The organism is Chitinophaga sp. 30R24 (assembly GCF_049056765.1).
Classification (GTDB): Bacteria; Bacteroidota; Bacteroidia; order Chitinophagales; family Chitinophagaceae; genus Chitinophaga.
Map to the genome: position 1 here is coordinate 176,455 of NZ_JBJGXX010000004.1, position 23,500 is coordinate 199,954.

The 23,500-nt window shown below is 44.3% G+C and carries 16 protein-coding genes; 12 read left to right on the plus strand and 4 right to left on the minus strand.

The genetic code is table 11. The features are described from left to right. Window positions 1-411: 411 nt before the first annotated feature. The 6 genes from ACDQ55_RS12745 (at window position 412) to ACDQ55_RS12770 (ending at window position 10,572) form a co-directional block, all read left to right on the plus strand. Window positions 412-2,244: a hypothetical protein gene (locus ACDQ55_RS12745; protein ID WP_420981780.1), complete on the plus strand. Its 1,833-nt coding sequence runs from the start codon at window positions 412-414 to the stop codon at window positions 2,242-2,244. Window positions 2,245-2,336: 92 nt separating this feature from the next. Next, on the plus strand, window positions 2,337-4,751 hold the full coding sequence (locus tag ACDQ55_RS12750; RefSeq protein ID WP_420981781.1) for a hypothetical protein: 2,415 nt from the start codon (window positions 2,337-2,339) through the stop codon (window positions 4,749-4,751). A 15-nt stretch (window positions 4,752-4,766) separates the two neighbouring features. Further along, window positions 4,767-6,332, plus strand: coding sequence for a T9SS type A sorting domain-containing protein (locus ACDQ55_RS12755; RefSeq protein WP_420981782.1), 1,566 nt, complete (start codon window positions 4,767-4,769; stop codon window positions 6,330-6,332). A 134-nt stretch (window positions 6,333-6,466) separates the two neighbouring features. After that, window positions 6,467-7,156 (plus strand): (d)CMP kinase, encoded by a 690-nt coding sequence (gene cmk, locus ACDQ55_RS12760; protein ID WP_420981783.1) that lies wholly within the window; start codon window positions 6,467-6,469, stop codon window positions 7,154-7,156. Window positions 7,157-7,740: 584 nt separating this feature from the next. Continuing rightward, entirely contained in the window at window positions 7,741-9,693 is a 1,953-nt protein-coding gene (locus tag ACDQ55_RS12765; protein ID WP_420981784.1) for a tetratricopeptide repeat protein, read from the plus strand. Window positions 9,694-9,804: 111 nt separating this feature from the next. Continuing rightward, the gene (locus ACDQ55_RS12770) at window positions 9,805-10,572 is read left to right on the plus strand and encodes a LytR/AlgR family response regulator transcription factor (protein ID WP_420981785.1); all 768 of its coding nucleotides are present in this window, start codon (window positions 9,805-9,807) and stop codon (window positions 10,570-10,572) included. A 254-nt stretch (window positions 10,573-10,826) separates the two neighbouring features. Here the strand turns inward: ACDQ55_RS12770 and ACDQ55_RS12775 are convergent, their stop codons facing one another. After that, window positions 10,827-12,050: a 4-hydroxy-3-methylbut-2-enyl diphosphate reductase gene (locus ACDQ55_RS12775; protein ID WP_420981786.1), complete on the minus strand. Its 1,224-nt coding sequence runs from the start codon at window positions 12,048-12,050 to the stop codon at window positions 10,827-10,829. Window positions 12,051-12,123: 73 nt separating this feature from the next. Beyond that, complete coding sequence (locus ACDQ55_RS12780) at window positions 12,124-13,005, minus strand: rhomboid family intramembrane serine protease (RefSeq protein ID WP_420981787.1); 882 nt, start codon at window positions 13,003-13,005, stop codon at window positions 12,124-12,126. Window positions 13,006-13,360: 355 nt separating this feature from the next. On the opposite strand from ACDQ55_RS12780, the gene rpsA reads away from it, so the two are divergent. After that, window positions 13,361-15,262, plus strand: a complete 1,902-nt coding sequence (gene rpsA / locus ACDQ55_RS12785; RefSeq protein ID WP_420981788.1) for a 30S ribosomal protein S1 — start codon at window positions 13,361-13,363, stop codon at window positions 15,260-15,262. Between the two features lie 144 nt (window positions 15,263-15,406). Here rpsA and hxpB read toward each other — a convergent pair whose 3' ends face one another. Continuing rightward, complete coding sequence (gene hxpB, locus ACDQ55_RS12790) at window positions 15,407-16,066, minus strand: hexitol phosphatase HxpB (protein ID WP_420981789.1); 660 nt, start codon at window positions 16,064-16,066, stop codon at window positions 15,407-15,409. A gap of 510 nt (window positions 16,067-16,576) precedes the next feature. Here hxpB and ACDQ55_RS12795 point away from each other — a divergent pair. From ACDQ55_RS12795 to ACDQ55_RS12810, 4 genes are all read left to right on the plus strand, one after another. Continuing rightward, window positions 16,577-18,691: a nitrite reductase gene (locus ACDQ55_RS12795; protein ID WP_420981790.1), complete on the plus strand. Its 2,115-nt coding sequence runs from the start codon at window positions 16,577-16,579 to the stop codon at window positions 18,689-18,691. Window positions 18,692-18,720: 29 nt separating this feature from the next. Continuing rightward, window positions 18,721-19,497, plus strand: a complete 777-nt coding sequence (gene cobA, locus ACDQ55_RS12800) for a uroporphyrinogen-III C-methyltransferase (protein WP_420981791.1) — start codon at window positions 18,721-18,723, stop codon at window positions 19,495-19,497. After that, window positions 19,497-20,090: a precorrin-2 dehydrogenase/sirohydrochlorin ferrochelatase family protein gene (locus ACDQ55_RS12805; RefSeq protein WP_420981792.1), complete on the plus strand. Its 594-nt coding sequence runs from the start codon at window positions 19,497-19,499 to the stop codon at window positions 20,088-20,090. Before cobA ends, ACDQ55_RS12805 begins: the two co-directional genes overlap by 1 nt. A 107-nt stretch (window positions 20,091-20,197) precedes the next feature. Then, the gene (locus ACDQ55_RS12810; protein WP_420981793.1) at window positions 20,198-20,854 is read left to right on the plus strand and encodes an HD domain-containing protein; all 657 of its coding nucleotides are present in this window, start codon (window positions 20,198-20,200) and stop codon (window positions 20,852-20,854) included. 50 nt (window positions 20,855-20,904) lie between these two features. Here ACDQ55_RS12810 and ACDQ55_RS12815 read toward each other — a convergent pair whose 3' ends face one another. Continuing rightward, entirely contained in the window at window positions 20,905-21,423 is a 519-nt protein-coding gene (locus ACDQ55_RS12815) for an acyl-CoA thioesterase (RefSeq protein WP_420981794.1), read from the minus strand. 335 nt (window positions 21,424-21,758) lie between these two features. On the opposite strand from ACDQ55_RS12815, the gene ACDQ55_RS12820 reads away from it, so the two are divergent. Continuing rightward, window positions 21,759-23,402, plus strand: coding sequence for a CTP synthase (locus ACDQ55_RS12820; RefSeq protein WP_420981795.1), 1,644 nt, complete (start codon window positions 21,759-21,761; stop codon window positions 23,400-23,402). Window positions 23,403-23,500: the final 98 nt, after the last annotated feature.

A 23,500-nucleotide genomic window follows, 5' to 3' on the forward strand; every position in this document is an offset into this window, starting at 1 on the left:
TTTGTTATTTCTCATATATCCCTTTCTTATAACATGAACATGTTAGTTGTTATATAGAGTACCTGTTGTGTACGCTTTAACAATACGATCTCTACCTTATTCTGCTAAAATCTTCTGATAATCTGAGGATATACAAATGCATTTATATATTAATTGATTAAAAAAATGGTACAATCATGTTATTTTTTTAATTTTTTAATATGTAATATTTGCAATATGTGTTTTGTATGAATAGTGTAATAGATTGTTTTATATTATAATAAATATATTTTCAATATCTTTATGTATATTATATATAAAGCTTGCCTTAACATATTCCCAAAAATCTCATTTAATTATCCTTTTCATTTTCCAGAACCTGATTACAAATTGGGCACATTCAGAAAATACTAACTATTTATCCTTATTTCTATGAGAACATCTTTACGCACTCTTGTTCGCGTTATGGTAATAGGTGGCGCCGGTTTTGCGGCACTTCCTGCAGTGGCCCAGCTGAAAGTGGGTACTAATCCTACAACTATTAATAAATCTGCCGTACTGGAGCTGGAAAGCAAAAAACAAGGTTTGCTCTTGCCCCGTCTCGATGATTTTACTCAGATCAATAATCTGGGCGTAACAATCCCCGATGGAATGATCGTATATAAACTGAGCGCAGCTGATGGCGTAGCAGGTTTATATATCCGTAAAGGCGGTAACTGGGTATTAATGAACAGTGCCGACGATGGTTGGGGAAGAAACGGAAATGCTGCCCAGGCAGGTGAATTTATTGGAACTACCAATCCTATTCCTTTCTCTATCCGGGCCAATAATATAGAAGGCATCGTGGTAGACAACGGATATACTTTCCTGAAAAAGCTCGACCAAATTACTACCGGCCTGGACGTACTGATTGTAGACCCTACTACTGGTAAAGTAAGCTCCCGCACTATCGCTGAATCTGCATTCGCTAATGCTATCAACAAACTGAATGGCTTAACTGATACCGATCAAAAACTCACAACGGCGGCAGCTACTTCTGCTACTCCGGATGATTATAAATTTACTACCTCTGGTACCGACACACATGTATTAACCATCGCTACACAGGATGGTACTGCTGGTGTGGGTTTGCTCACCAAAGACGATTACAATAGCTTTAAATTAGCTACACAATTGGCTATAGGCGCTTTTGATGGCGTAACTTCCAATCCTGATGGTTTAAGTATCGTAGCTACTCCGGGTAATGCCCCTAAGTTGGTATTGCACGCAGCAGACGCTACTAATCCCGGTGCTGTTTCTACCAGTGCACAAACTTTTGAAGGCGCTAAAACTTTCATTAAAACTATTGCTGGTAATGAGGACCTGACCATCGCTAAAAAAGGTACTTTTGGTACTGGCTTAACGGTGACAAGCGGAGGCTTTGATGTTACCGGTACTTCTGTTGTGGATGGCAGTTTGACGGTAACCGGTACAAATGGTAACCTCAGTGTGGCTGGTACTACAACAGTGAGTGGCGCTACTGTCCTGTCTTCTACCCTGGATGTTAGCGGTAACGCTACCCTGGCGCAGGATCTGCATGTAATCGGACACACTGTATTAGATCAAGGTCTTACCCTTACTAATATCGCAGATGGCACTACCGAAAATACAGTGCTACTCCGTGATGCTACCGGTAATGTAGTAAAGAGAACCCTGTCTTCTACTGCATTCACAGACCTTACTTTTGCATCAGACCATGCAGGCACCGACCTCGCTGTTGCAGAAGATGCTAACAGTAAAGTAACGATCAGCATTCCGATTGCTGCACCTACTACTACTGGTGGTTTGGTAAGCAATACTAACCAAAGCTTCGCCGGCGCTAAAAAATTCGGCAATGAAGTATCCATTCAGAAAAATGTAAGCATCGGAGACACTACTAACGCAGCTAATTCTACCCTGCAGGTAACAGGTTCTGTGTCTATGTCTATCGTAAAAGTAGAGAATCAGGCTACTTACAACGTTGCCGCTACTGATAATACCCTGCTCGTAAAATCCAGCGCAGCTTCCAGACTTAATCTGCCGGCAGCTAACACCTGCACTGGCCGTGTTTATACCATTAAGAAAATACCTAATGGTACAGACGATTCTATTATCTCCAATGAAGTAGTAATCGCTGCTAACGGTACTGATACAATAGAAGGTGGCAGTACTCTCACTATCTATAACGATTGGACTTTCTATACTATCCAGTCTGATGGCTCGGCCTGGTATGTAATTAAAAAATAATTTATATTAAATGCAGTAAACGGTGATGTGATGATCACCGTTTACTGCATTTGTTTTGCCCCTTGGTGATTTTTCTTAAAGTAGTAAAGTGTATGAAGTTGCAAACCTGGAAAGCAGCGTTATTGATCGTATTGTGTAGTATATTTTCTGAACAGCTGTTCGCTCAGCAACTGAAGCTGGGAGCCGCTCCTACTGTAATAGACAAAAATGCGCTCCTGGAATTAAATAGCGATAAACAAGGTCTTCTGCTCCCTCGTATAGCTAAATCCCAGATCTTATCGGGAGGCGCGTTGTATAACGCGCAAAACGGCATGTTCGTATTTATAACCGATGAATCTAGCCTGTACCTGAAAAAAAATAATACCTGGCAAAAAGTGGCCGACTATTCTATGGTAGCCGGTACAGGTATCAATATAGATCCCCTTACGAATACAATCAAAAATACCGGCGTTACTAGCTTTAAAACACGCACCGGAGATGTTATTCCGCAAGCAGGCGATTATAACCTTGGTCAGATGGGAGATGTTTCTTTTGCTATTCCTCCTGCTAATAATGATGTACTGACTTTTAATGGCACCAATTGGGTGCCCAAAGCAACTGCACCTGCAGGCGTTACCGCTGTTGGTTTGTCGATGCCCTCCTTATTTACTGTTACTGGTTCTCCGGTAACTACTGCGGGTACTTTAACCGCTACCCTGAACGATGTAAACCCTAACACTATTTTAGCCGGGCCAGCTGCCGGCACTACTCCTGGCACACCTGTCTTCCGCAGCCTGGTGGCAGCAGATATTCCGAATAATCTATCTTCCTATATACAAAATACTACTACTGCCCAGGCCGGCGCTAATTTTAATATCGCCGGAAATGGTACTATAGGTGGCACTTTTACACTGAAAGGATTGGCGGGAGTAACGCCAGAGGCACCTACTAACGCCGTATTGTCTATTAATAATGCAGGCGATGTGATTGTAACGCAGAATGTGTCGTTGGATAACTGGCTTATCTCCGGCAATGTTGGCGCTCCTGCAGGCTCTTTTCTGGGTAATAAAGATGATGTGCCAATGGTGATCAAGTCTAATAACGTACCATACCTGCAATTCGGCAGCCGTAGTAAACTGAACCTGATAGATAGTAAACCAGACTATACAGACGGTACACAAAAAGTAACGCTGCTTGGTTCTGCACTGCAATTTGAAGCGCCCGGTGCATCTTTCTATCAGCCTATGTTCTTTGTTGATCCTAATGGTAATTTTAGGATGAAGGGCAGTATGGCCGGTACCGACTTGTTTGAGTTCGGGGCTACTGGCACCAATAATAATGGGGCATTTGATTTTATCGTAGGTGATGATGGTGATGAACCAATTATCTTCAAGTCATATAATTATTTGGGTGCTACTACAGAGATCATGCGGTTACAGAGCGGTAAAGTAGGTATTGGTCTTACTAACATGCCTGCCAGGTCGCTCCATGTAGCCGGCGATATGCGGTTAACAGGCAGCGCAGGCACGCCTACTGCTATATTAGGCCGCGATAACAATGGTGATATCAATAACTTAGGCATCAATGCCAATACCCTTGCGATTACTGCCGGCGTATTAGGCGCTAACAATACCAGCGCGGTTTGGAATGCAGGTCAGATACAGGGTAAAGACATATCTGCTACTGCGCCAACAGACGGGCAAGTACTGAAATGGAATAACACCTCCAGTACCTATGTACCGGCAGATGATATTACTGGTGGTGCTTCTTATGGAGATTTAACCAACAACGATATCAGGTATGCCAATGCACCAGACCCTAAATACCGCATGAAGATTTGGGCTTCTCCTGTTAACGGGGTTGTTATGAACGGACCCTTAGGCACTACTGCCAATGCCTGGAGTGTGTTATCTTTCCAAATGCCGGGATTTACCACCCAGTTGTACTTCGATAAAAACACACTGGCGCTGAAAGAGTGGGCGGGCTTCAATACTCCGCTGCAAAATAATACCGGAAACGGATGGTATAAGGTAGTAACCACTAACGGCAATAATACGTTCACTGATGGGGGCGTGATTTTTGCCCAGAAAACTTCAGATGCTTCTTCCGAAACCACCCAGGATCCAACTAATCTTTTTTGGGATAATGGGGGTAAAAGGTTGGGACTGAAAATCAATAATCCTGCGGCTACCCTGGATGTAAACGGGACTACCAAACTGGGTACAAACGGTACGCCTATTACTGGCATGCTTACTGGCACAGGGTCTATTACAATACCCAGGGGAACTTATTACCAAACAGCAACATCAGAGTACACTTTTAGTTTTCCTAATGCCTCTACCAATAGTGTGGTAATGCTTTCGCCTACTAACTCGTTTATCAGTATCTCAAGTGAGCTGGCTAGTGTGGGTATTGCTTATGCTTATGTTTCTGCTACGGGAACAATCAGGGTGGGGTTAACTTCAGGAACAATTGTCACATCGGCAGCAAGAACGATAAATTTTAACGTGGTTGTTATCAACAAATAAGCTACTATAAAAAACGTGAAGTACTCACTGGTAATATTATTCTGGTTCTTATCCTGGGAAGTGGCCTCTGCTCAGCAAGGGGTGTACATTCCTGCTGGTGATACCGTATGGCTGGCTGCCAATGCCAATGTTGGTATCTTCTCAGATATAACCAACAATGGTAGCCTCGGCTCTAATCCTAACAGCACCTTTTACTTTCTCAGTAAACTGTGGACTAACGGAAATGGATCTACGCTTCCGGATGAAAGTGTGGATGGTGTCTCCGGCACCGGTGGCAATTTCTTGTTTTCCGGTACCAGCCAGCAGCGCGTTTTTGGAGGCTATAGCCTTACCGCTAAATCTGGGGCAAGTTTCCCCAATCTGCAACTGAGCAATAACGGAGGCCTCCTGCTGGAAGACCTGAGCGACCTTAAAGTGAGAAATAACCTGCAGTTCACTAATGGCCACATTTACCTCAACGGGTGGAACCTGCAGGTAGGAGAGCGGTCGCCAGGTAATATTACCGGCTACAACGATCAGCGTTATGTAGTAACCGGCAATAATATAGCGGGAGGAAGCCTGTTCCGCGCTGGTATTAACAATGCCGCTGGAAAAGTGGTATACCCCGTGGGAACAGATGATAACAGTTACGCTCCTGCGGCCCTGCTCATTACCGGTGCTACCGATGTGATAGGCGCCAGGGTGTACGATAGCGTATATACTGTAGCTGCTGGCGGCGCTGCATACGCCGATAGCTTTGTGAATAAAACCTGGAATATTCGCAGGATAGATAATACCGGAGGGAAGGTGGACCTGATCTTGCAACATACCGATATCAACGAATTGCCTGCTTACGCCCCTTCCCGTGATAGCAGCTTTATTACCCATTTTGTGAGTGGCGTATGGGACCGGGTGCCTTTTATTACTAACCAACCCCTGGCAGGTACCTTAACCACCAGCCCGTTGTCGGCTCCGGCTACCATGCACCTCCGTTCGTTCGATGATCTGGGTGCCAACGAATTTTTTGCTAAAACAGCCCTTATCGGAAAGGCGAAACCTGCTATGTTCCTGAGCTTTGAAGCTTACCGGATCGCTCCGGTAATGGTACAATTAGACTGGACTACCTCCAAAGAAATTGTGAATAGCAGATTTGAGCTCGAACGCCGCTATGAAAGGGAAGAAACCTTTACAAGGATTGCTACTGTACCCACCAAAGCGATTAATGGCAACAGTAACGTACCACTCAGCTATACCTACCAGGATCTCAATGATTACGACGATTGGACCTATTACCGTGTGAAGGCCATTAGTAAAAACGGAGAGGTCGTGTATTCAGCAATACGCGCTGTACCGCCTTTTGTACAGATCAGCGTGTATCCGAACCCGAATAATGGTAACTTTAAAGTCACCGTCCGCGGTATCCGTGAGGAAACACTGATCCAGATAAGGGATACCTGGAGCCAGGTAATGCGCCAATACAATGGAAAAGCAGATACACAAATCAATATAACCGACCTGCCTTCCGGGGCTTATTTCCTGGTGATTTACTATAAAAACACAATGAAAGTGGCTTACACCTGCAAGGTGGTGGTGGCACAATAGCCGCAAGGGGTTTTGATTTTCATAATAATGTAAGATCAAGGCCCCTTGCCGATATTGTTTTGCTTTTCTCAAAGAATTGCCTCAATTTTGTAACGTTCTTCCCTATAGACGATTCATTTAAAAGACAGATAGTTTTGAAAAAGATAATCATCACGATAGATGGCTACTCTTCATGTGGCAAAAGCACCCTGGCAAAGCAATTAGCCCGGAAGCTGAACTATACCTATATTGATAGTGGCGCCATGTATCGTGCAATTACTTTATATTTTATTCAAAACCGTGTCGACTGGTTGTCTACCGCCGCAGTGGTGGAAGCCTTAAAAAACATACACCTGGAATTTGCATTGAATTCGCTGACCGGTTTAGGGGAAATGTACCTGAACAATGAGAACGTAGAGCACCTGATCCGGGAAATGATCGTAGCGGAAAAAGTAAGCGAGGTAGCGGCTGTTAAGGAAGTGCGCGATTTCGCTGTAGCTCAGCAAAAGAAAATGGGCGTCCGTAAAGGAATGGTGATGGATGGCCGTGACATAGGCACCGTAGTATTTCCACACGCTGAGCTCAAAATCTTTATGACCGCCGATATAGCCATCCGTGTGGAACGCCGTTTTAAAGAACTGTTTGAGAAAAACAAAAATGTTAGCCTGGACGAAGTAAAGGAAAACCTGGAACTCAGGGACTATATTGACGCCAATCGCGAAGTGAGCCCACTCCGCAAAGCAGAAGATGCTATCATACTGGATAACAGTAATTTAAACCTCGAAAACCAACTGCAATTGGTGATGCAATGGGTAGAAGACGCTATCATGGCGCATACTTCATAAAATATTTTTTTCTTTTATTAAAACTCTTTTATACATTTGTGTTGTGACTCAATGTCAACAACCCAATAATTTTTCCACATCCTCCAGAATTTCCAGTAACAACTTATTACTATGCCAATAAGGTAGTCAATTGTACTGTTGACACTGTTTAGCATATCCAACTTTATCCTTCCTGAAAATACTGCTTAGGTCGTTTTTTGTATGGACAGTATTGTGTAGTATGATTTGAATAAGACAACTGATTGGTGCGTACGCGCGTTACATATCGTGCTTCCCGGAAAGGTCTTATCCTAGCTATATCCATAAGGAGCCTTTGCTATTAACCGACTATAATTATTATAATATATAAATCAACCTGTTAGAACAGGAATTAAAAATAATGTGGAATGGCATGGCATGCCATAGCCGTTCCATATTTTCAGTAGGTGTATTCGGTTAATAGGAAGAAGGGGCGAATTCTTTCGCCCTTTCGCTTTTTATCATTGATTGTCAAATAATGTGCAGATAGCCTTTTTCCCAGGTAGTCTGTTTAAATTTGTTATTCATAATTCTTTTTTAAATTGTGAAGTCACACAGGCCCGCCAATGTCTATTAAAGGTGTATGTTTTTTTTGCTTGCTCCTGCTGGGAGCCTTGTTGGGAGCTATCGCCCAGGATTCAACAGCGATTTATCATCAGTTGGAACTGGCCCGTAAACGGCCCGCAGATACCGCGAGAGTATCCTTGCTCCTGAAAAATGGCAAGGCCAATGCCCGTTTCTTTGCGTCCCGCAAAATAGATAACCCATTTTTGCAAGACGCATTGGTATTATCTCAACAGCTCCATTATGCCAAAGGTATTTCCCGCGCCTATAATGAGATAGGCACTAATAAAAGAAACAAGTCTCTTTATATTGTTGCGGAAGATTATCACGAAAAAGCCCTCAAAGCTGCTGAAGAGGCAAAAGATACTTTATTGATCGTTTTTTCCCTGAATAATGCCGGGGTAGATTGCCGGCGGCAAGACAAGCTCCAGAAAGCATTTGATTATCATGTAAAGGCGCTGCGGCTGGCCGAACAGATCAATGATACCCGGAATATCTGTGTGGCTACCAATAGCATCGGTAACATTCAACTCTCCACAGAAAAGTATGGCGATGCGATCGCCCATTTCTTATACGCGCTGGAACTGGAAGAAAAAAGCCATAACGACCTGGGCGTCGCCATCAATCTGGGTAATTTGGGATGTGCTTACCAGGGAGAAAATAAACTGGACCTGGCCATACAATATTATAAACATTCCCTGGCTGTAAACCAGAAATTGGATAATGCCACGGGAATGGCCATCTGTTATAATGCTTTGGGAGCGGCCTATAAGGAAAAAAAAGAATACCTGGCGGCAATGGACTTCCTGCAGAAAGCCCTGGAAGTGAACGGAAAAGTAGAAGATAAGGTACATGTAGCAGAAAGTTACCTGAATATCGGTGAGCTGTTGGGCGCACAGGGCAAACATGAAGAAGCCCGGAAATATATACAACAGTCGATAGAGGTAAGCGCATTTTGGGGCTTTAAGTCGATGTTGGTGGATGCCTATAAAGCCTTGGCGGCCAACTACAAAGACAGTCGCGATTTTTTAAAATCGCTCGAAGCTACCGACAAGGCCCTCTTGTATAAAGACAGTATCCTCGATGAGAAGTCTGCCATGGCTTTGGCGCAGATGCAAGCCATTTACGAAGTAGACCGGAAAGATAACCACATCCGTATGTTGGAGCACGATAAAATGGTAACGGAGTTGCGTACCAAGCGGAATGTGGTGATTACTTTTTTTCTCGCTGCGTTCCTGTTAATGGCAATTGTAGGCGGTTTTTTCTATATCCGTCACCGTAACCTGCAGGCTAATAAACAAACGCTGCAACTGGAGTTGCGTTCCCTGCGTTCCCAGATGAATCCGCATTTTATTTTTAATTCCTTGAGTTCTATTCATCGTTACATTTGGAGCAATAACCAGGAAGAGGCTTCTGATTATCTGACCAAGTTTTCCCGGTTAATGCGACTTATTCTGGATAACACCCAGCATACTTTCGTTACTTTGAATAAAGAGCTGGAATCTCTGAAACTATACCTTGATCTGGAATCTTTGCGTTGTAACGGTATTTTTGAATATAGTTTTTCTATAGATCCCGGGATCAATGAGGAAGAAGTATTGATTCCGCCCATGATATTACAGCCGTATGTAGAAAACGCCATCTGGCATGGATTGGTGCATAAGCTGCCTACTGAAAAAGGCTTGCTGGAAATAGGCATTGTATTAAAAAAACGCAGCCTGGTATGCACTATTACTGATAATGGCATCGGGCGTAAAAAAGCTATGGAAATCAAAGACCGCAAAGGACGGATGCATAACTCGGTGGGCATGAGAGTAACAGCGGGAAGAATAGACCTGATCCGTAAAATCAATCATAAAGAGGCCAGGGTAATGATAACAGACCTGGAAAGTGCAACGGGGCAGGCAGCCGGTACCATGGTGGCGATAACTTTGCCGGCAGAGTTTATATTTTAACAGCAGGCGATAGATGATCAACTTTTGGGTTTCAACGTAAAAGTAAAAGCTGTTGGAGAGGAAATCTGTTTCAAACTATTATTAAATCAATAAAGCTAACCGTTAACCGCTATGAGCGAAATCAAAGCTATCATCGTTGATGATGAGCAACATTGCATTGATGCCCTGCAAACAATGTTACTGAAAAAATGCCCCGGGGTGCATGTTATTGGTAGCGCTAAAAGTGTAAAGGAGGCCAAAATTTTGGTGGATGAACTGCAGCCGGATCTGGTATTCCTAGACGTGGAAATGCCTTATCAAAACGGGTTTGAGCTCCTGAAACAGTTCGATAAAGTACTGTTTGACGTGATATTCACTACTGCTTACGAACAATATGCCCTCAAAGCGATTAAGTTCAATGCATTGGACTATCTTCTGAAACCATTTAGTATCAAGGAATTACAGGATGCCTTGGAAAAATGCCGGGAGAAAAAAATGAGCAGGTCGAAGGAGCAGGGAATGGCATCGCCGATGGACGTGTTTTTACAGAACATGAAAACGCTGCAGCAAACGCATAAGAAAATAGCTCTGCCTACGATCAACGGATTGGTGTTTATGCCGGTGCAACATATTGTGCGTTGTGAATCTACCGGGAATTATACCCGTATTTATTTTACAGATAAGAAAAACCTGATGGTATCGCGCCCCCTGAAAGAATTTGAAGAGTTGTTAGCAGAGGTTGATTTTTTCCGGGTACATAATTCTCATTTGATCAATATGCAGCAAATGCAATCATATATACAGGGGGAAGGTGGTTTTGCATTGATGAGTGATGGCACGCAAGTAGAGGTATCCAGGCGGCGAAAAGCTGATTTCCTGAAAAAAGCAATGCAGTTTTGATAGTGATTCTCAACGTTTTTAAATAAGTATTTCCACTTTTTTTCATTTTTATGCCAGTTATAGCGCATTAGCTACCATATACTAAATAGTTATTGCAGGCGTATAAGGGATCAACTATTTTTGAATCCTAAATTCGATATATATTCTGTACACATAAAGATTTTTATACGCTGCAATACTAGCGCGTGATTAGCCCCAAAGAAAAAAGACACCTCCTGGTGTCTTTTTTGTTAATTAATTATATATAGATAATTTTATTCAATTGTAGCCATTTCATCTGCTTTGTGTTCTAGCTGGTAAAAAGACAGTAGCCGCCGGATAACGCCTTCTACCAGGGCATCGGGGCAGGAAGCTCCGCTGGTGAGCAGGATCGTTACTTGTTCTTTTTCCGGTAAAAACTGGTTGCTGCTGATTTGCTTTTTATGATGGAAATCCCAGTGCTGGATAGCCTTAGCTGACAGCATATGTTCCGGGGAAGAGATAAAATAAGTAGGTAATTTTTCTTCGCACAGCTCTACCAGGTGAGAGGTATTGGAGCTATTATAACCGCCTACCACAATAGCCAGATCAGCAGGTTCCTGTAACATGCCGGTAACGGCAGTTTGGTTATCGTTAGTGGCATAGCAGAGGGTGTCACGGGTATCGGCAAACCTTTCGCCTACGGTGGCCGGGGTAAGTGCAAAAGTATCTATCATTACCTGCCGGATATAATCAGCAATCGCCTGTGTTTCAGTGGCGAGCATCGTAGTTTGGTTGACCACACCTACCCGTTGCAGGTCGGTGGCGGCATTAAAGCCTTCAGAATATTGGCCTTTGAATACCTGGTAAAATTCATCCGGGTTTCTTTTTCCATTGATGAATTCGGCCAGGAGGGCGGCTTCCTGGATATCTTTTACGACTACCGTTGGCGTGCCAGCTTGGCTATGGGAGAAGGTGGCCCGTGTTTCCTCATGTTTAGGCTTGCCGTGTACTACTACGGTGTAATTTTTCTTCCCGATCTGCTCTGCTTTGTTCCATACCCGTTCTACAAAGGGGCAGGTAGTATTATATTGCAGTGGCTCTATGCCCAGGGAGGATAATTGTTGCGCTGTTTCCAGTGTGGTGCCAAAAGCAGGGATGATTACGATATCGTCTGTTTGTAAAGTATCCCAGGGTATTAGTTGGTTGCCGGCGGTATCCATAATAAATTGTACGCCACGATCCAGCAGGTCGTTGTTTACGTGGGGATTATGGATCATTTCACTTAGCAGGAAGATGCGTTTGCCGGGATTTTCATCTACCGTTTTGAACGCAATTTCGATGGCATTTTCTACTCCGTAGCAAAATCCGAAATGGCGGGCCAGCAAAATTTTGATAGGGCCAAAGTTCAGTGCTGTGGGCGTGAAATCTTTTTTCATGCGGTCCTCCAGCTTGCGCCTGTTCTTAATAGCGCTGATCAGCGGACTGCGATATATCACCGGGACGTTAAATGTTTTCATGTGCGATTTGACGGAATTGAATGGCAAAGTTAATATTTTCCTGGCCCCGCTTCTGGGTGCAGGCAATTTCTCATTAGTTTTCTTTACTCACTTTGTCCAGCCAGGCTTTTTCCTCGGCGCTCAGGCTGTGGTATCCCTTTTCATTGATTTTATCCAATAATTGGTCTAGTCGGGAAGAGTTTACTTCATCGGCTTTCTTCACTACTTTCAGAGGGGATTTTTTAGGTTTGAAGTTACCGTTGCTGCTTTTCTGTTGTGTTTTTCTGTTGCCAGCGCTAAATACCCAAATGAGCGGTTGGCAAAGGTCGGTGCCTGCCTGCAGGGCTCTTATATAGAGGAATCCCAGCAATGCGCCACCCAGATGCGATATCAATCCGCCAATATTGCCATCCGGGATGGAAATTAACCCGAGCACCAGTAAGGCCAGGGCCAGCCATTTCAACTTTACGCCTCCTATAAACATCAGCCCTATTTCATAGTTGGGCATCAGGGTGGTAGCAGCAAACAGCAAGCACATAACAGCAGCGGAAGCGCCTATCATAGAGTAGCCTACATATCCGGGAAACAGGGCGGAGCTGAGCAGATATAAGAGACCGCCAGCCATACCACCCAATAAATAGAGAGGTAGCACGCGCTTATTGCCCAGGAAATCACGGAAAAGATTGCCAAACCAATACAGGTTGATCATGTTAAATAACACATGAAATATTGCCACATGTGTAAACATGTAAGTAATCAGTCCCCAGGGCTGCCGTATAAAAACGCTAAATGGCACATTCATGGCCAGTTGGTCGCTTGTCCACTCGAAGGGAATAAAATTTTTGGTCAGAAATCCAATGAGACGCAGTGAATTTATTCCCAGGAAAACAACAATATTCCAGAAAAGTAAATGGTTTACTGTGTTACCTTTCCTGAGCCAATAACGAATATCCGATTGAAATGAAGTCCCGTTCATATATACAAATTAAACTAAAATCCGGGATAAAATTATCGTAATTAACATTTGAATACTGGAAAAATAATGCCCGCCACCGCAAAGTAATATCACCTGTCCGTTTCCCGTTTATCAACAATTAATCTGCGTTCTGGTTGTTGTTTCCGGCAAAAAAAATGCCTTTTACGCAGGTTAAATTTTTAATGTAGTAAAAATTTAAATAATACATTTAAAAAATATTTGAAAATAGCGGTTTATTCTGCAGTAGGAAGGCTTTTTCTGCGATGAAATTGCGGAAAAACAGGGATTTATTCGTATTTTTGCCGTCCCATAAAACAGGGAGTCCGGGTATTCCGGATTTAAATTTCATTTTTTTATGAGCGAAAACAACATTTCTAACGAACAAAACGCTGAACAACAGGCTCCGCAAGATGTTGCGGTTGAAACAGCGACACCAAAGGCTCCTGTAGCAATAGTAGAAACCGCACACGACGATTTCGACTGGAGCGTAGACAAGCGTAACGTATCTTCTTACAGCAAAGAAGAAAAAGAAAAGTACGACCAAACTTACGACAGCACTTTCAAAGTGTTTGAAGAAAACAGTCTGCTGACTGGTACTGTAGTAGGTTTAACCAACACAGACGTAGTGATCAACATCGGATTCAAATCTGATGGTTTGATTTCCCTGAACGAATTCCGTGATTTACCAGGTCTGAAGATCGGTGATGAAGTGGAAGTGCTGGTAGTAGAAAAAGAAGACCGCGACGGTAACCTGCACCTGAGCCGTAAACAGGCTCGCCAGAAACGTGCTTGGGAAAAAATCGTGGAAGTTTACAAAACAGGCGAAGTGGTTACTGGTACCGTTACCAGCAAAACCAAAGGCGGCTTGATCGTAGATGTATACGGTATGGAAACATTCCTACCAGGTTCTCAGATCGATGTGAAACCAGTTACAGATTACGATCAGTTTGTAGGCAAAACTATGGAGTTCAAGGTGGTGAAAGTAAACGAAACCATCCGCAACGCCGTTGTTTCCCACAAAGCGCTCATCGAAAGCGATATCGAACAACAGAGAGTGGATATCATCAGCAAACTGGAGAAAGGCCAGGTGCTGGAAGGTACCATCAAAAATATCACCGACTTCGGTGCGTTCATCGACCTGGGTGGTCTGGACGGCTTGCTGTATATCACCGATATCAGCTGGGGCCGTATCTCCCATCCGAGCGAAGTGCTCCAGATGGATCAGAAAATCAACGTGGTGGTACTGGACTTCGACGACGAAAAACGTCGCATAAGCCTGGGCTACAAACAACTGACTCCGCATCCATGGGATACTTTACCAGCTACTATCACCGAAGGTGCTAAAGTAAAAGGTAAAGTAGTAAACATCGAAGACTACGGTGCATTCCTGGAAATCATGCCAGGTGTTGAAGGACTGGTACACGTTTCTGAAATCTCTTGGGCTTCTACCCCTATCAACGCTAAAGAATTCTTCAAATTAGGCGAAGAATACGAAGCAGTGGTAGTTACCTTGAGCAAGGAAGAACGCAAAATGAGCCTGTCTATCAAACAACTGACAGAAGATCCATGGTCTACTATCGAAACTAAATTCCCTGTTGACAGCCGTCACAAAGGCATCGTGAAAAACATCACTCCTTATGGCGTATTCGTTGAACTGGAAACCGGTATCGGCGGCATGATCCACATCTCCGACCTGAGCTGGATCAAACGTTTCAACCACCCATCTGAATACACTAAAGTAGGTAACGAAATAGATGTAGTGATCCTGGGTATCGACAAGGAAAACCGCAAGCTGAGCCTCGGTCACAAACAGATCGAAGAAGATCCTTGGAACACCTTCGAAACTATCTTCCCGATCAACTCTGTACACGAAGGTACTGTTGTGAAGAAAGATGATAAAGGTGCTACTGTTCAACTGCAGTACGGTCTGGAAGCTTACGCTCCTGCACGTCACCTCAGAACAGAAGACGATAAACCAATCAACGTAGAAGATGTGAAAGAATTCATGATCATCGAATTCGATCGCAGCGAAAAACGTATCTTGGTTTCTCACACCAGAGTATGGGAAAAAGCCCAGGCTGAAGAAAAACAAGCAGTGGTTAGAGAGAAGAAAGAAGAGGCTGATAAAACCCGTAAAGCAGTGAAAAACATCCAGGGTAAAGTAGAAAAAGCTACTTTAGGTGATCTGGGCGCTTTAGCTGAACTGAGAGAAAAACTGAAACAATCTGAAGGTGGCGAAGAAAAAAGCGCACAATAAGATCCGTTTCGTTAAATAATGAAGAGGCTGTCTCATAGTATTGAGACAGCCTTTTACTTTTGTAGCAACCTATATGGTATATTTATTCTTTACCCTGTCCCGGAATAACAGCGACTATATGCGCGGAAACAAACGCGCGCTTTCTTATTTCATTAATCCTTCCAGTATTTGATCATTGAAGTTCAGCAGGCTGTTCAATTGCACATTAGCCAATGCATACCTCAGATCATGGCGGTTATGCGCTTCGGGTACCACTATTGTAGTCATACGCGCTGCCTTAGCAGCAATCATACCCGTAACAGAATCTTCAAAGGCAATGCAATCGAGCGGATCGCTGTTCAATGCCTTAGCGCAAGCCAGGTACACGGCCGGGTGAGGTTTACCATGCTCTTCAAATTCTGCGGAATATACCTCCTGGAAGTACTCCTTGATCTGCAAGTGCTCCAATACCGCATTGATCAGGCGTAAAGGAGAAGAAGAGGCCAGCCCCATTTTAAACTGTTTTTCCCGGAAATACTGCAGTATATATGCCAGCCCTTCCATGGGCTTACCCTCTTCAACGATCTTTTTTATAACACTGTCTATAATTTCATTCACCATTTGCTCCGCACTTTTACCTTCCCATTTAAAGTAGTTATGCCAATAGCTCACCACTTCTTTGGTACGCAGCCCGGTAGTTAAATGTGTTAGCTCCGGCGACAGGGTTACGCCTACTGTTGCAAATACCTCCCGCATGGCGATGCCCCACAAAGGTTCCGAATCTATCAACAGGCCGTCCATGTCAAATATTACCGTGTCTATCATATTGAGTCCTTTTATGTTATGCGCCGCAAAGATAAGATAGAGATTCAATAACAGACCTGGCTTGGATTTTCGCTTTTGCCATAACAAAAAGTTATGCCGGATAAAATCAGGTTATCGGCCTGCTGCATATTTTAGTAATATACGAGCGATCTAACCCTTGCCAGGATGATGTTTCATCCTCGCTGCTCCCTGCGGAAAGCGGCGGCGCCTCTTTTTATCCCCTTCTGGCGGGCCTAAAAAATTTTTGGAAAAATGACCTGCATTTCTATCTTTGTATTACTCTACTAAAACTATAGGAAATATGGGTAATAAGGAGGAGATAAACAGATATAGTTGTTGTTGGTCAACAACAACCGGAGTACGTGTAATATAGGTACCAGTGGTCAACTTACTGTAAACCAATCATTATACCAGGCCTCCGCAGTTAATCGGGGGCTTTGTGATTTTAAGAAAATGTTCCCCCTCAACCAAAAGAATAGATTGTTTTTACCACCACCTGAAAATACTTTTATGCAAAGCTTCAGAACAGAATTAGAAAATCCAGTTGTTGAACAAGACATTATTGATCTGGAGAAAAAAATACGCCTGTTCCGCGAAGGCGCCATTACAGATGAAAAATTCCGCAGTCTCCGCCTGGCCAGAGGGGTGTATGGCCAGCGTCAACCTGGTGTGCAGATGGTGCGCATTAAATTACCTTACGGTAAAATGACCCTGCAGCAATGGAAAAGAATTACTGATATTTCCGATGAATATGCTACTGGTAACCTGCATCTGACCACCCGTCAGGATGTACAGATACATTATGTTAGCCTGGAAAAAACACCGGAACTCTGGTCTAAACTGGAGTTAGACGGGATCACCATCCGCGAAGCCTGTGGCAACACTGTTCGTAATGTAACGACTTCCGACCGGGCGGGCATTGATCCGGAAGAACCATTTGAGGTAACTCCCTATGCAGACGCTGTTTTCCGTTATTTCCTGCGCAATCCTGTGAGTCAGGAAATGGGCCGCAAAATAAAAATCGCTTTCTCTTCTTCTGAAAAGGATACTGCCTGGTCGTTTATGCACGATTTCGGCATGATCCCGAAAGTAAAAATAATAGACAGTAAAGAAGTTCGCGGTTTCAAGGTATTGGTAGGTGGCGGCCTGGGTGCACAACCCTTTCTCGCTAAAACGGTACATGAGTTCCTGGAAACAGATTTGCTCATTCCTTATATAGAAAATGTGCTGCGCGTGTTCGACCGTTATGGGGAGAGAACCAGCAGGAACAAGGCGCGTATGAAATTCCTTATCCAGAAGATCGGCCTAGAAGAATTTGAGCGGCTTATCAGAGAAGAATATAAAGCTGTAAAAGTAAAAAATGTGCCGGTAGATGTTACTGCCTGGCAAGCGACTGAACCGCCGGCTCCGGCGCCTACGCCAGCTTATCATATTAAAGATCCAAAAAAATATGAGGCATGGAAAGCTACCAACACCTTTGAGCAGAAGCAGAAAGGCTACTTCGCGGCTTATGTGAAGATTACCCTTGGCAACATTGGTACGGCTGTAAGCCGTAAACTGATCGAAGCGTTGCGCCCTGTTATTGCCGATGATGTAAGGATTACCGCTAACCAGGGGCTGTTGCTGAAATATATACAGCCAGGCAACCTGCCTTATGTGTTCAGCGTATTGGAAGATGCCGGTTTAGCAGCACCGGGGTTCGACAGCATTGCAGATATCACTGCCTGCCCGGGTACAGACACCTGTAACCTTGGTATCTCCAGTAGCACCGGTATCGCCAAAATATTGGAAACCGTGATCACCGATGAATTTCCAGACCTCATTTATAATAAAGATATTAAGATCAAGATCAGCGGATGCATGAACGCTTGCGGCCAGCATAGCATTGCAGCCATTGGTTTCCATGGTTCCTCCCTGAAAAGTGGCGGTAAGGTGTTGCCCGCACTGCAGGTACTTCTTGGCGGCGGTATTGTAGGCGATGGCGTAGGGCGTATAGCCGATAAGGTAATAAAGGTGCCCAGCCGCCGTGGCCCGGATGTGCTCCGCAGCTTGCTGAATGATTATGAAGTGAACGGACAGGAAAATGAACGTTTCAACGATTACTACGATCGGCAGGGTGAAAAATATTTCTATGAGCTGCTCAAGCCACTGGCAGACCTGGGCAATCTTACAGCAGCCGATTTCATAGATTGGGGGCAGGCAGAGGACTATGCTACTGCTATTGGCATAGGAGAGTGTGCCGGTGTTATCATAGATCTGGTGGCCACCCTGTTGCTGGAGGCGGAAGAAAAGCTGGAACTGGGCAGTGCGGCCATTATCCACGGCGCCTACGCAGATGGTATTTATCATGCTTACGCTTCTTTTGTACAAGGGGCTAAAGCCCTGTTGCTGGGAGAAGCGGTGAGCGGCAATACCCAGATCGGTATCATCAACGACTTTGATAAACATTTCGTGGCTACGGGTAAATTCAGCTTCCCAACAGATTTTAAAACACAGGTACTGCAGATTAACGCGAACGAGCCTACGGAAAGTTTTGCGAAAGAATATTTCCAGGAAGCCCAGACGTTCTATAAAAATGCACAGGCATACCGCCAGCAACAGTCAACAGTGGCAGAACAGGCATAATTTATTCATCTACCTAAACACAAACTTACATGCAACAGATACAACCTAAACTTACCTTGATAGGGGCCGGCCCCGGAGATCCGGAATTAATCACCGTAAAAGGATTAAAAGCTATTCAACAGGCCCGGGTAATCCTGTATGACGCTTTGTCCAGTAACGAGCTGCTGGATTATGCCCCCGCCAACTGCCTGCGTCGTTTTGTGGGAAAACGTGCAGGCATGCACGTTTATTCGCAGGATGAAATAAATAGAATGATTGTAAAATATGCCTTAACTTATGGTAATGTAGTACGTTTAAAAGGAGGCGACTCCTTTGTGTTTGGACGCGGTCAGGAGGAAATGGCTTTTGCCCAGCAGTTTGGTATTGCTGCAGAGGTAGTGCCTGGCATATCCAGCGCTATTTCTGTTCCTGCGGTGAATAAGATCCCGGTAACTGCCCGCAATGTCAGCGAAGGTTTTTGGGTGATTACCGGCAATACACAACACCGGAACTTGTCCCGCGATCTGGAGCATGCCATTCAGGCCAACACAACGGTAGTGATCCTGATGGGCATGAGCAAACTGGCGGAAATAGCGGCTGTTTATAGTGCTGCCGGTAAAGGCGATATCCCTGCTGCGATTATTCAAAATGGTACCCTGCCTACCCAAAAAATGGGACTGGGAAGAGTGGCTAACCTGGTAGAAACAGCGGCTACACACGACTTGCACAATCCTGCTATCCTGATAATAGGAGAGGTGGTTCGCTTCCACGAATCCTTTCAGGCCCTGCAGAGCAAGGTGTCTGAAGAACTTAAAATTGCTGTATAATGGAAGAAAATCAGACCTATCCGGTATTTATCAAACTAAATCGCCTGCAGATACTTATTGTAGGTGGTGGGAACGTTGGATTGGAAAAAGCCCATGCATTGCTTGAAAATTGTGCGCAGGCGAATATTACTGTGGTAGCATTGGATTTTTTGCCTGGAATGGTAGCCTTAACCCGTCAGTACCCTAATATTAGCCTGATCCGGAAATCCTTTTCCTGTGGTGATCTGCTGGGTAAAGACCTGGTGATTGCGGCCACCAACATAACGGAATTTAATTATCATATATGGGAGAATGCCAAAGGTAGCAAAGTGCTGATCAATGTGGCAGATACCCCGGAATTGTGCGATTTTTACCTGGGTTCTGTAGTCCGGAAAGGAAACCTCAAAATCGGAATTTCCACCAATGGTAAATCGCCTACCGTAGCCAAACGCCTGAAACAGGTATTGCAGGAAGCTATTCCGGATACACTGGACGAAGTGTTGATCAAATTATCCATCATCCGCGACCGGCTGAAAGGTGATTTTGCCAGTAAAGTAAAACAGCTGAATAATATTACAGAAGTATTGGTAAAGCCGGAAAGTGAACAGTTGTAGCTTATTTTTTCAATAACTCGAGTGTCTGGTTGTGAGTGGTATGAAATACTAACACCTGTTGGCAGATTGTTTTTTGAAAGAAGCTACTGCCGGCTTATTTTGCGGGCATGACAGCGCATGAACAAATCATTGATACCACCGTTGCCTATGTAAAAAAAGAACTGGAAGGTGCAGAAGGAGGCCATGACTGGTGGCATATTTACAGGGTATGGCAACAAGCTAGGCAGATCGCTGCCAGAGAAACAGCCAATCTCCTGGTAGTAGAATTAGGCGCCCTGTTACATGACATTGCAGATGCAAAATTCCACCAGGGCGACGAAAATATTGGTCCCGCTAAAGCGGCCGCTTTCCTCGAAAGTATACAAGTGTCGCCCGCCATCACAGCGCATGTGGTAGATATTATCCGTCATATTTCTTTTAAAGGCGGCCACCAGGAAAAAACATTTTACTCTATAGAGCTGGGTATTGTGCAAGATGCCGACCGCCTGGATGCCATGGGCGCTGTGGGCATCGCCCGTACTTTCAATTATGGAGGCTTTAAGCACCGCGCTATTTACGACCCTGCCATTGCGCCCGATTTACACATGACGAAGGAAGCGTATAAAAACAGCACAGCACCTACTATCAACCATTTTTATGAGAAACTATTGTTGCTGAAAGACCGGATGAACACCGCCACCGGCAAGGCGTTGGCGCAGGAAAGGCATGCGTTCATGGAGTTATTTCTCGACCGGTTCTATCAAGAGTGGAAAGGAGAGCTATAGCTTTGGTTAATCCGGCTGTTAGGCGTTTGCCCAAACAGCCGGATCACGTTTTATAAGCTAAACAGCGCTTTTAATTCGGTGGCGTCTTCTGGCTTCATCTTGCCACCCAATACCAGGCGGAGTTGCCGGCGACGCAATGCGCCATCATATAATTTTTTTTCTTCTTCTGTGTCCGGAATAATCGGAGGTACCGGGCGGGAATTACCGTTAGGGTCCAGGGCTACAAATGTCATGAAAGCTTCATTAGATTTATAGCGGTACTGTTGCACCGGATCTTCTCCCCACACACGGATATGCACTTCCATAGAAGTATTGAAAGCGCGGCTAACCTTGGATTCAATATGTACTACGTTACCCAATTTGATCGGGTTTTCGAAAGAAATATTATCTACAGAAGCGGTTACTACAGGCGCGCTGCAATGTTTCATGCAAGCCAGGGCTGCGGCAATATCCATCCAGTACATCAGGCGGCCCCCCATCAGGTTACCGAAAGTATTAGTATCATTCGGTAAAACCAGTTCAGTCATCTGAATCAGCGAGTCTTGGGCTCTCTTTGGCGTTAAAGTCATCTTTTATGTATTTCGGACGCAAATTTACTGTATATATACGTAAGGTTGTGCAGCGATCTGTTGTTACGCTAGTAGCAGAATAAAGGTTTTTAACAAATAATTTCAACTACTTGAAAATTCTTTAAAACGCCCTGCAGATCAATGATGAGAGCTAAATATATTCTCTGAAAAATTAACAAACAAATAAAGCGCAAAGGTAAAAAACTTGGGAGCGACGCAAATTTGTGTAACTTTGCATGACCTTCGGAAGTAGTTTACTTGATCGGTATTACACCAAATGCAGTCCGGACTTCCCCGTTTATAGGTCAAGTACTTTTAGCTGAATTTTAGTTTTTATGGCAAAATATATCTTCGTTACGGGAGGTGTTACTTCCTCTTTGGGTAAAGGAATTATAGCTGCTTCACTTGCAAAATTATTGCAGGCACGCGGCTTTAGAGTGACTATTCAGAAATTTGATCCATATATCAATGTGGATCCGGGAACATTAAACCCTTATGAACATGGTGAGTGTTACGTAACGGAAGATGGAGCAGAAACCGATCTGGATCTAGGACACTACGAGCGTTTCCTCAATACGCCTACATCCCAGGCTAATAACGTTACTACTGGCCGTATATATCAAACAGTGATTAACAAGGAAAGAGAGGGTGCTTACCTGGGTAAAACCGTACAGGTAATCCCGCATATTACCGATGAAATCAAACGCCGCATCCTCCTGTTGGGAAAAGATGGCAAGTTTGATATTGTGATCACTGAGTTGGGAGGCACCGTGGGCGACATCGAATCCTTGCCTTACATTGAGGCGGTAAGACAATTACAGTGGGAACTGGGCGAAGAAGATTGCCTGGTAGTGCATCTTACCCTTATTCCTTACCTGCGCGCAGCCAAAGAGCTGAAAACCAAGCCTACGCAACACTCCGTACGCCTGCTGAGCGAGTATGGCGTGCATCCGGATATTATCGTTTGCCGTACTGAAGAACCGTTATACCGCGACCTGAAAAAGAAGATCGCCCTGTTCTGTAACGTACAGGTAGATGCGGTGATTGAAGCTAATGACGTACCTACCATCTACGAAGTGCCCCTGGAAATGATGCGCGAGAAACTCGATATATCCGTATTGAAAAGACTGGGTCTTCCGGTAGAGAAAGAACCGGAATTGGTGAAATGGCGCGAATTCCTGGATAAACTAAAATATCCTAAATCCAAGGTTACTATCGGCCTGATCGGTAAATATGTGGAATTACAGGATGCTTATAAATCTATCCTGGAATCCTTTATTCATGCCGGTTCCCTCAACGAATGTAAAGTGGTGGTACAAAATATCCACTCAGAACATATTACACCTGAAAATGTAGGCGAGAAACTGAAAAATCTTGATGGCCTCCTGGTAGCGCCAGGTTTCGGTCACCGTGGTATTGAAGGTAAAATTACGGCGATCCAGTATGCCCGCGAAAAGCAACTGCCTTTCTTTGGTATTTGCCTCGGTATGCAGATGAGCGTGGTGGAATATGCCCGTAACGTGCTCGGTTGGAAAGACGCGCATTCCGTGGAAATGAACCCCGATACCGCTCATCCGGTGATCAACCTGATGGAAGAACAGAAAAAAATTACCGCCAAAGGAGGTACCATGCGTTTGGGGGCTTATGCCTGCGAACTGGTGCCAGGTTCCAAAGCTGCTGAAATCTATAACGCCACTTCCATCAGTGAAAGACATCGCCACCGCTACGAATTCAATAATGATTACGTAGCTGATTTTGAAGCAGCCGGATTGGTACTTTCCGGTAAAAACCCGGAAAGCGGCCTCGTAGAGATCGTTGAATTACCCGGACATCCCTTCTTCGTGGGCGTTCAGTTCCATCCAGAACTAAAAAGCACAGTAGAAAATCCTGCGCCTATCTTCGTTTCCTTTGTTAAAGCTGCTAAGCAGTATGCAGAGAGCAAAAATGGCAAAGCCAAGCTGGAAGAGATTGTACAATAAATAATCCTTTAACAACTATAGTAGAACGCATTTGTATTATATATTTTATATATATACAAGTGCGTTTTTCTTTTTATCCTGTTAAAGCCTTTCGTTTC

Excerpts from the sequence above, each read along its gene's own strand:
- ACDQ55_RS12745 (WP_420981780.1), top strand. The coding sequence starts at position 412 with ATGAGAACATCTTTACGCACTCTTGTTCGCGTTATGGTAATAGGTGGC.
- ACDQ55_RS12750 (WP_420981781.1), top strand. The coding sequence starts at position 2,337 with ATGAAGTTGCAAACCTGGAAAGCAGCGTTATTGATCGTATTGTGTAGT.
- ACDQ55_RS12765 (WP_420981784.1), top strand. The coding sequence starts at position 7,741 with ATGTCTATTAAAGGTGTATGTTTTTTTTGCTTGCTCCTGCTGGGAGCC.
- ACDQ55_RS12770 (WP_420981785.1), top strand. The coding sequence starts at position 9,805 with ATGAGCGAAATCAAAGCTATCATCGTTGATGATGAGCAACATTGCATT.
- ACDQ55_RS12775 (WP_420981786.1), bottom strand. The coding sequence starts at position 12,050 with ATGAAAACATTTAACGTCCCGGTGATATATCGCAGTCCGCTGATCAGC.
- ACDQ55_RS12780 (WP_420981787.1), bottom strand. The coding sequence starts at position 13,005 with ATGAACGGGACTTCATTTCAATCGGATATTCGTTATTGGCTCAGGAAA.
- rpsA (WP_420981788.1), top strand. The coding sequence starts at position 13,361 with ATGAGCGAAAACAACATTTCTAACGAACAAAACGCTGAACAACAGGCT.
- hxpB (WP_420981789.1), bottom strand. The coding sequence starts at position 16,066 with ATGATAGACACGGTAATATTTGACATGGACGGCCTGTTGATAGATTCG.
- ACDQ55_RS12795 (WP_420981790.1), top strand. The coding sequence starts at position 16,577 with ATGCAAAGCTTCAGAACAGAATTAGAAAATCCAGTTGTTGAACAAGAC.
- cobA (WP_420981791.1), top strand. The coding sequence starts at position 18,721 with ATGCAACAGATACAACCTAAACTTACCTTGATAGGGGCCGGCCCCGGA.
- ACDQ55_RS12805 (WP_420981792.1), top strand. The coding sequence starts at position 19,497 with ATGGAAGAAAATCAGACCTATCCGGTATTTATCAAACTAAATCGCCTG.
- ACDQ55_RS12810 (WP_420981793.1), top strand. The coding sequence starts at position 20,198 with ATGACAGCGCATGAACAAATCATTGATACCACCGTTGCCTATGTAAAA.
- ACDQ55_RS12815 (WP_420981794.1), bottom strand. The coding sequence starts at position 21,423 with ATGACTTTAACGCCAAAGAGAGCCCAAGACTCGCTGATTCAGATGACT.
- ACDQ55_RS12820 (WP_420981795.1), top strand. The coding sequence starts at position 21,759 with ATGGCAAAATATATCTTCGTTACGGGAGGTGTTACTTCCTCTTTGGGT.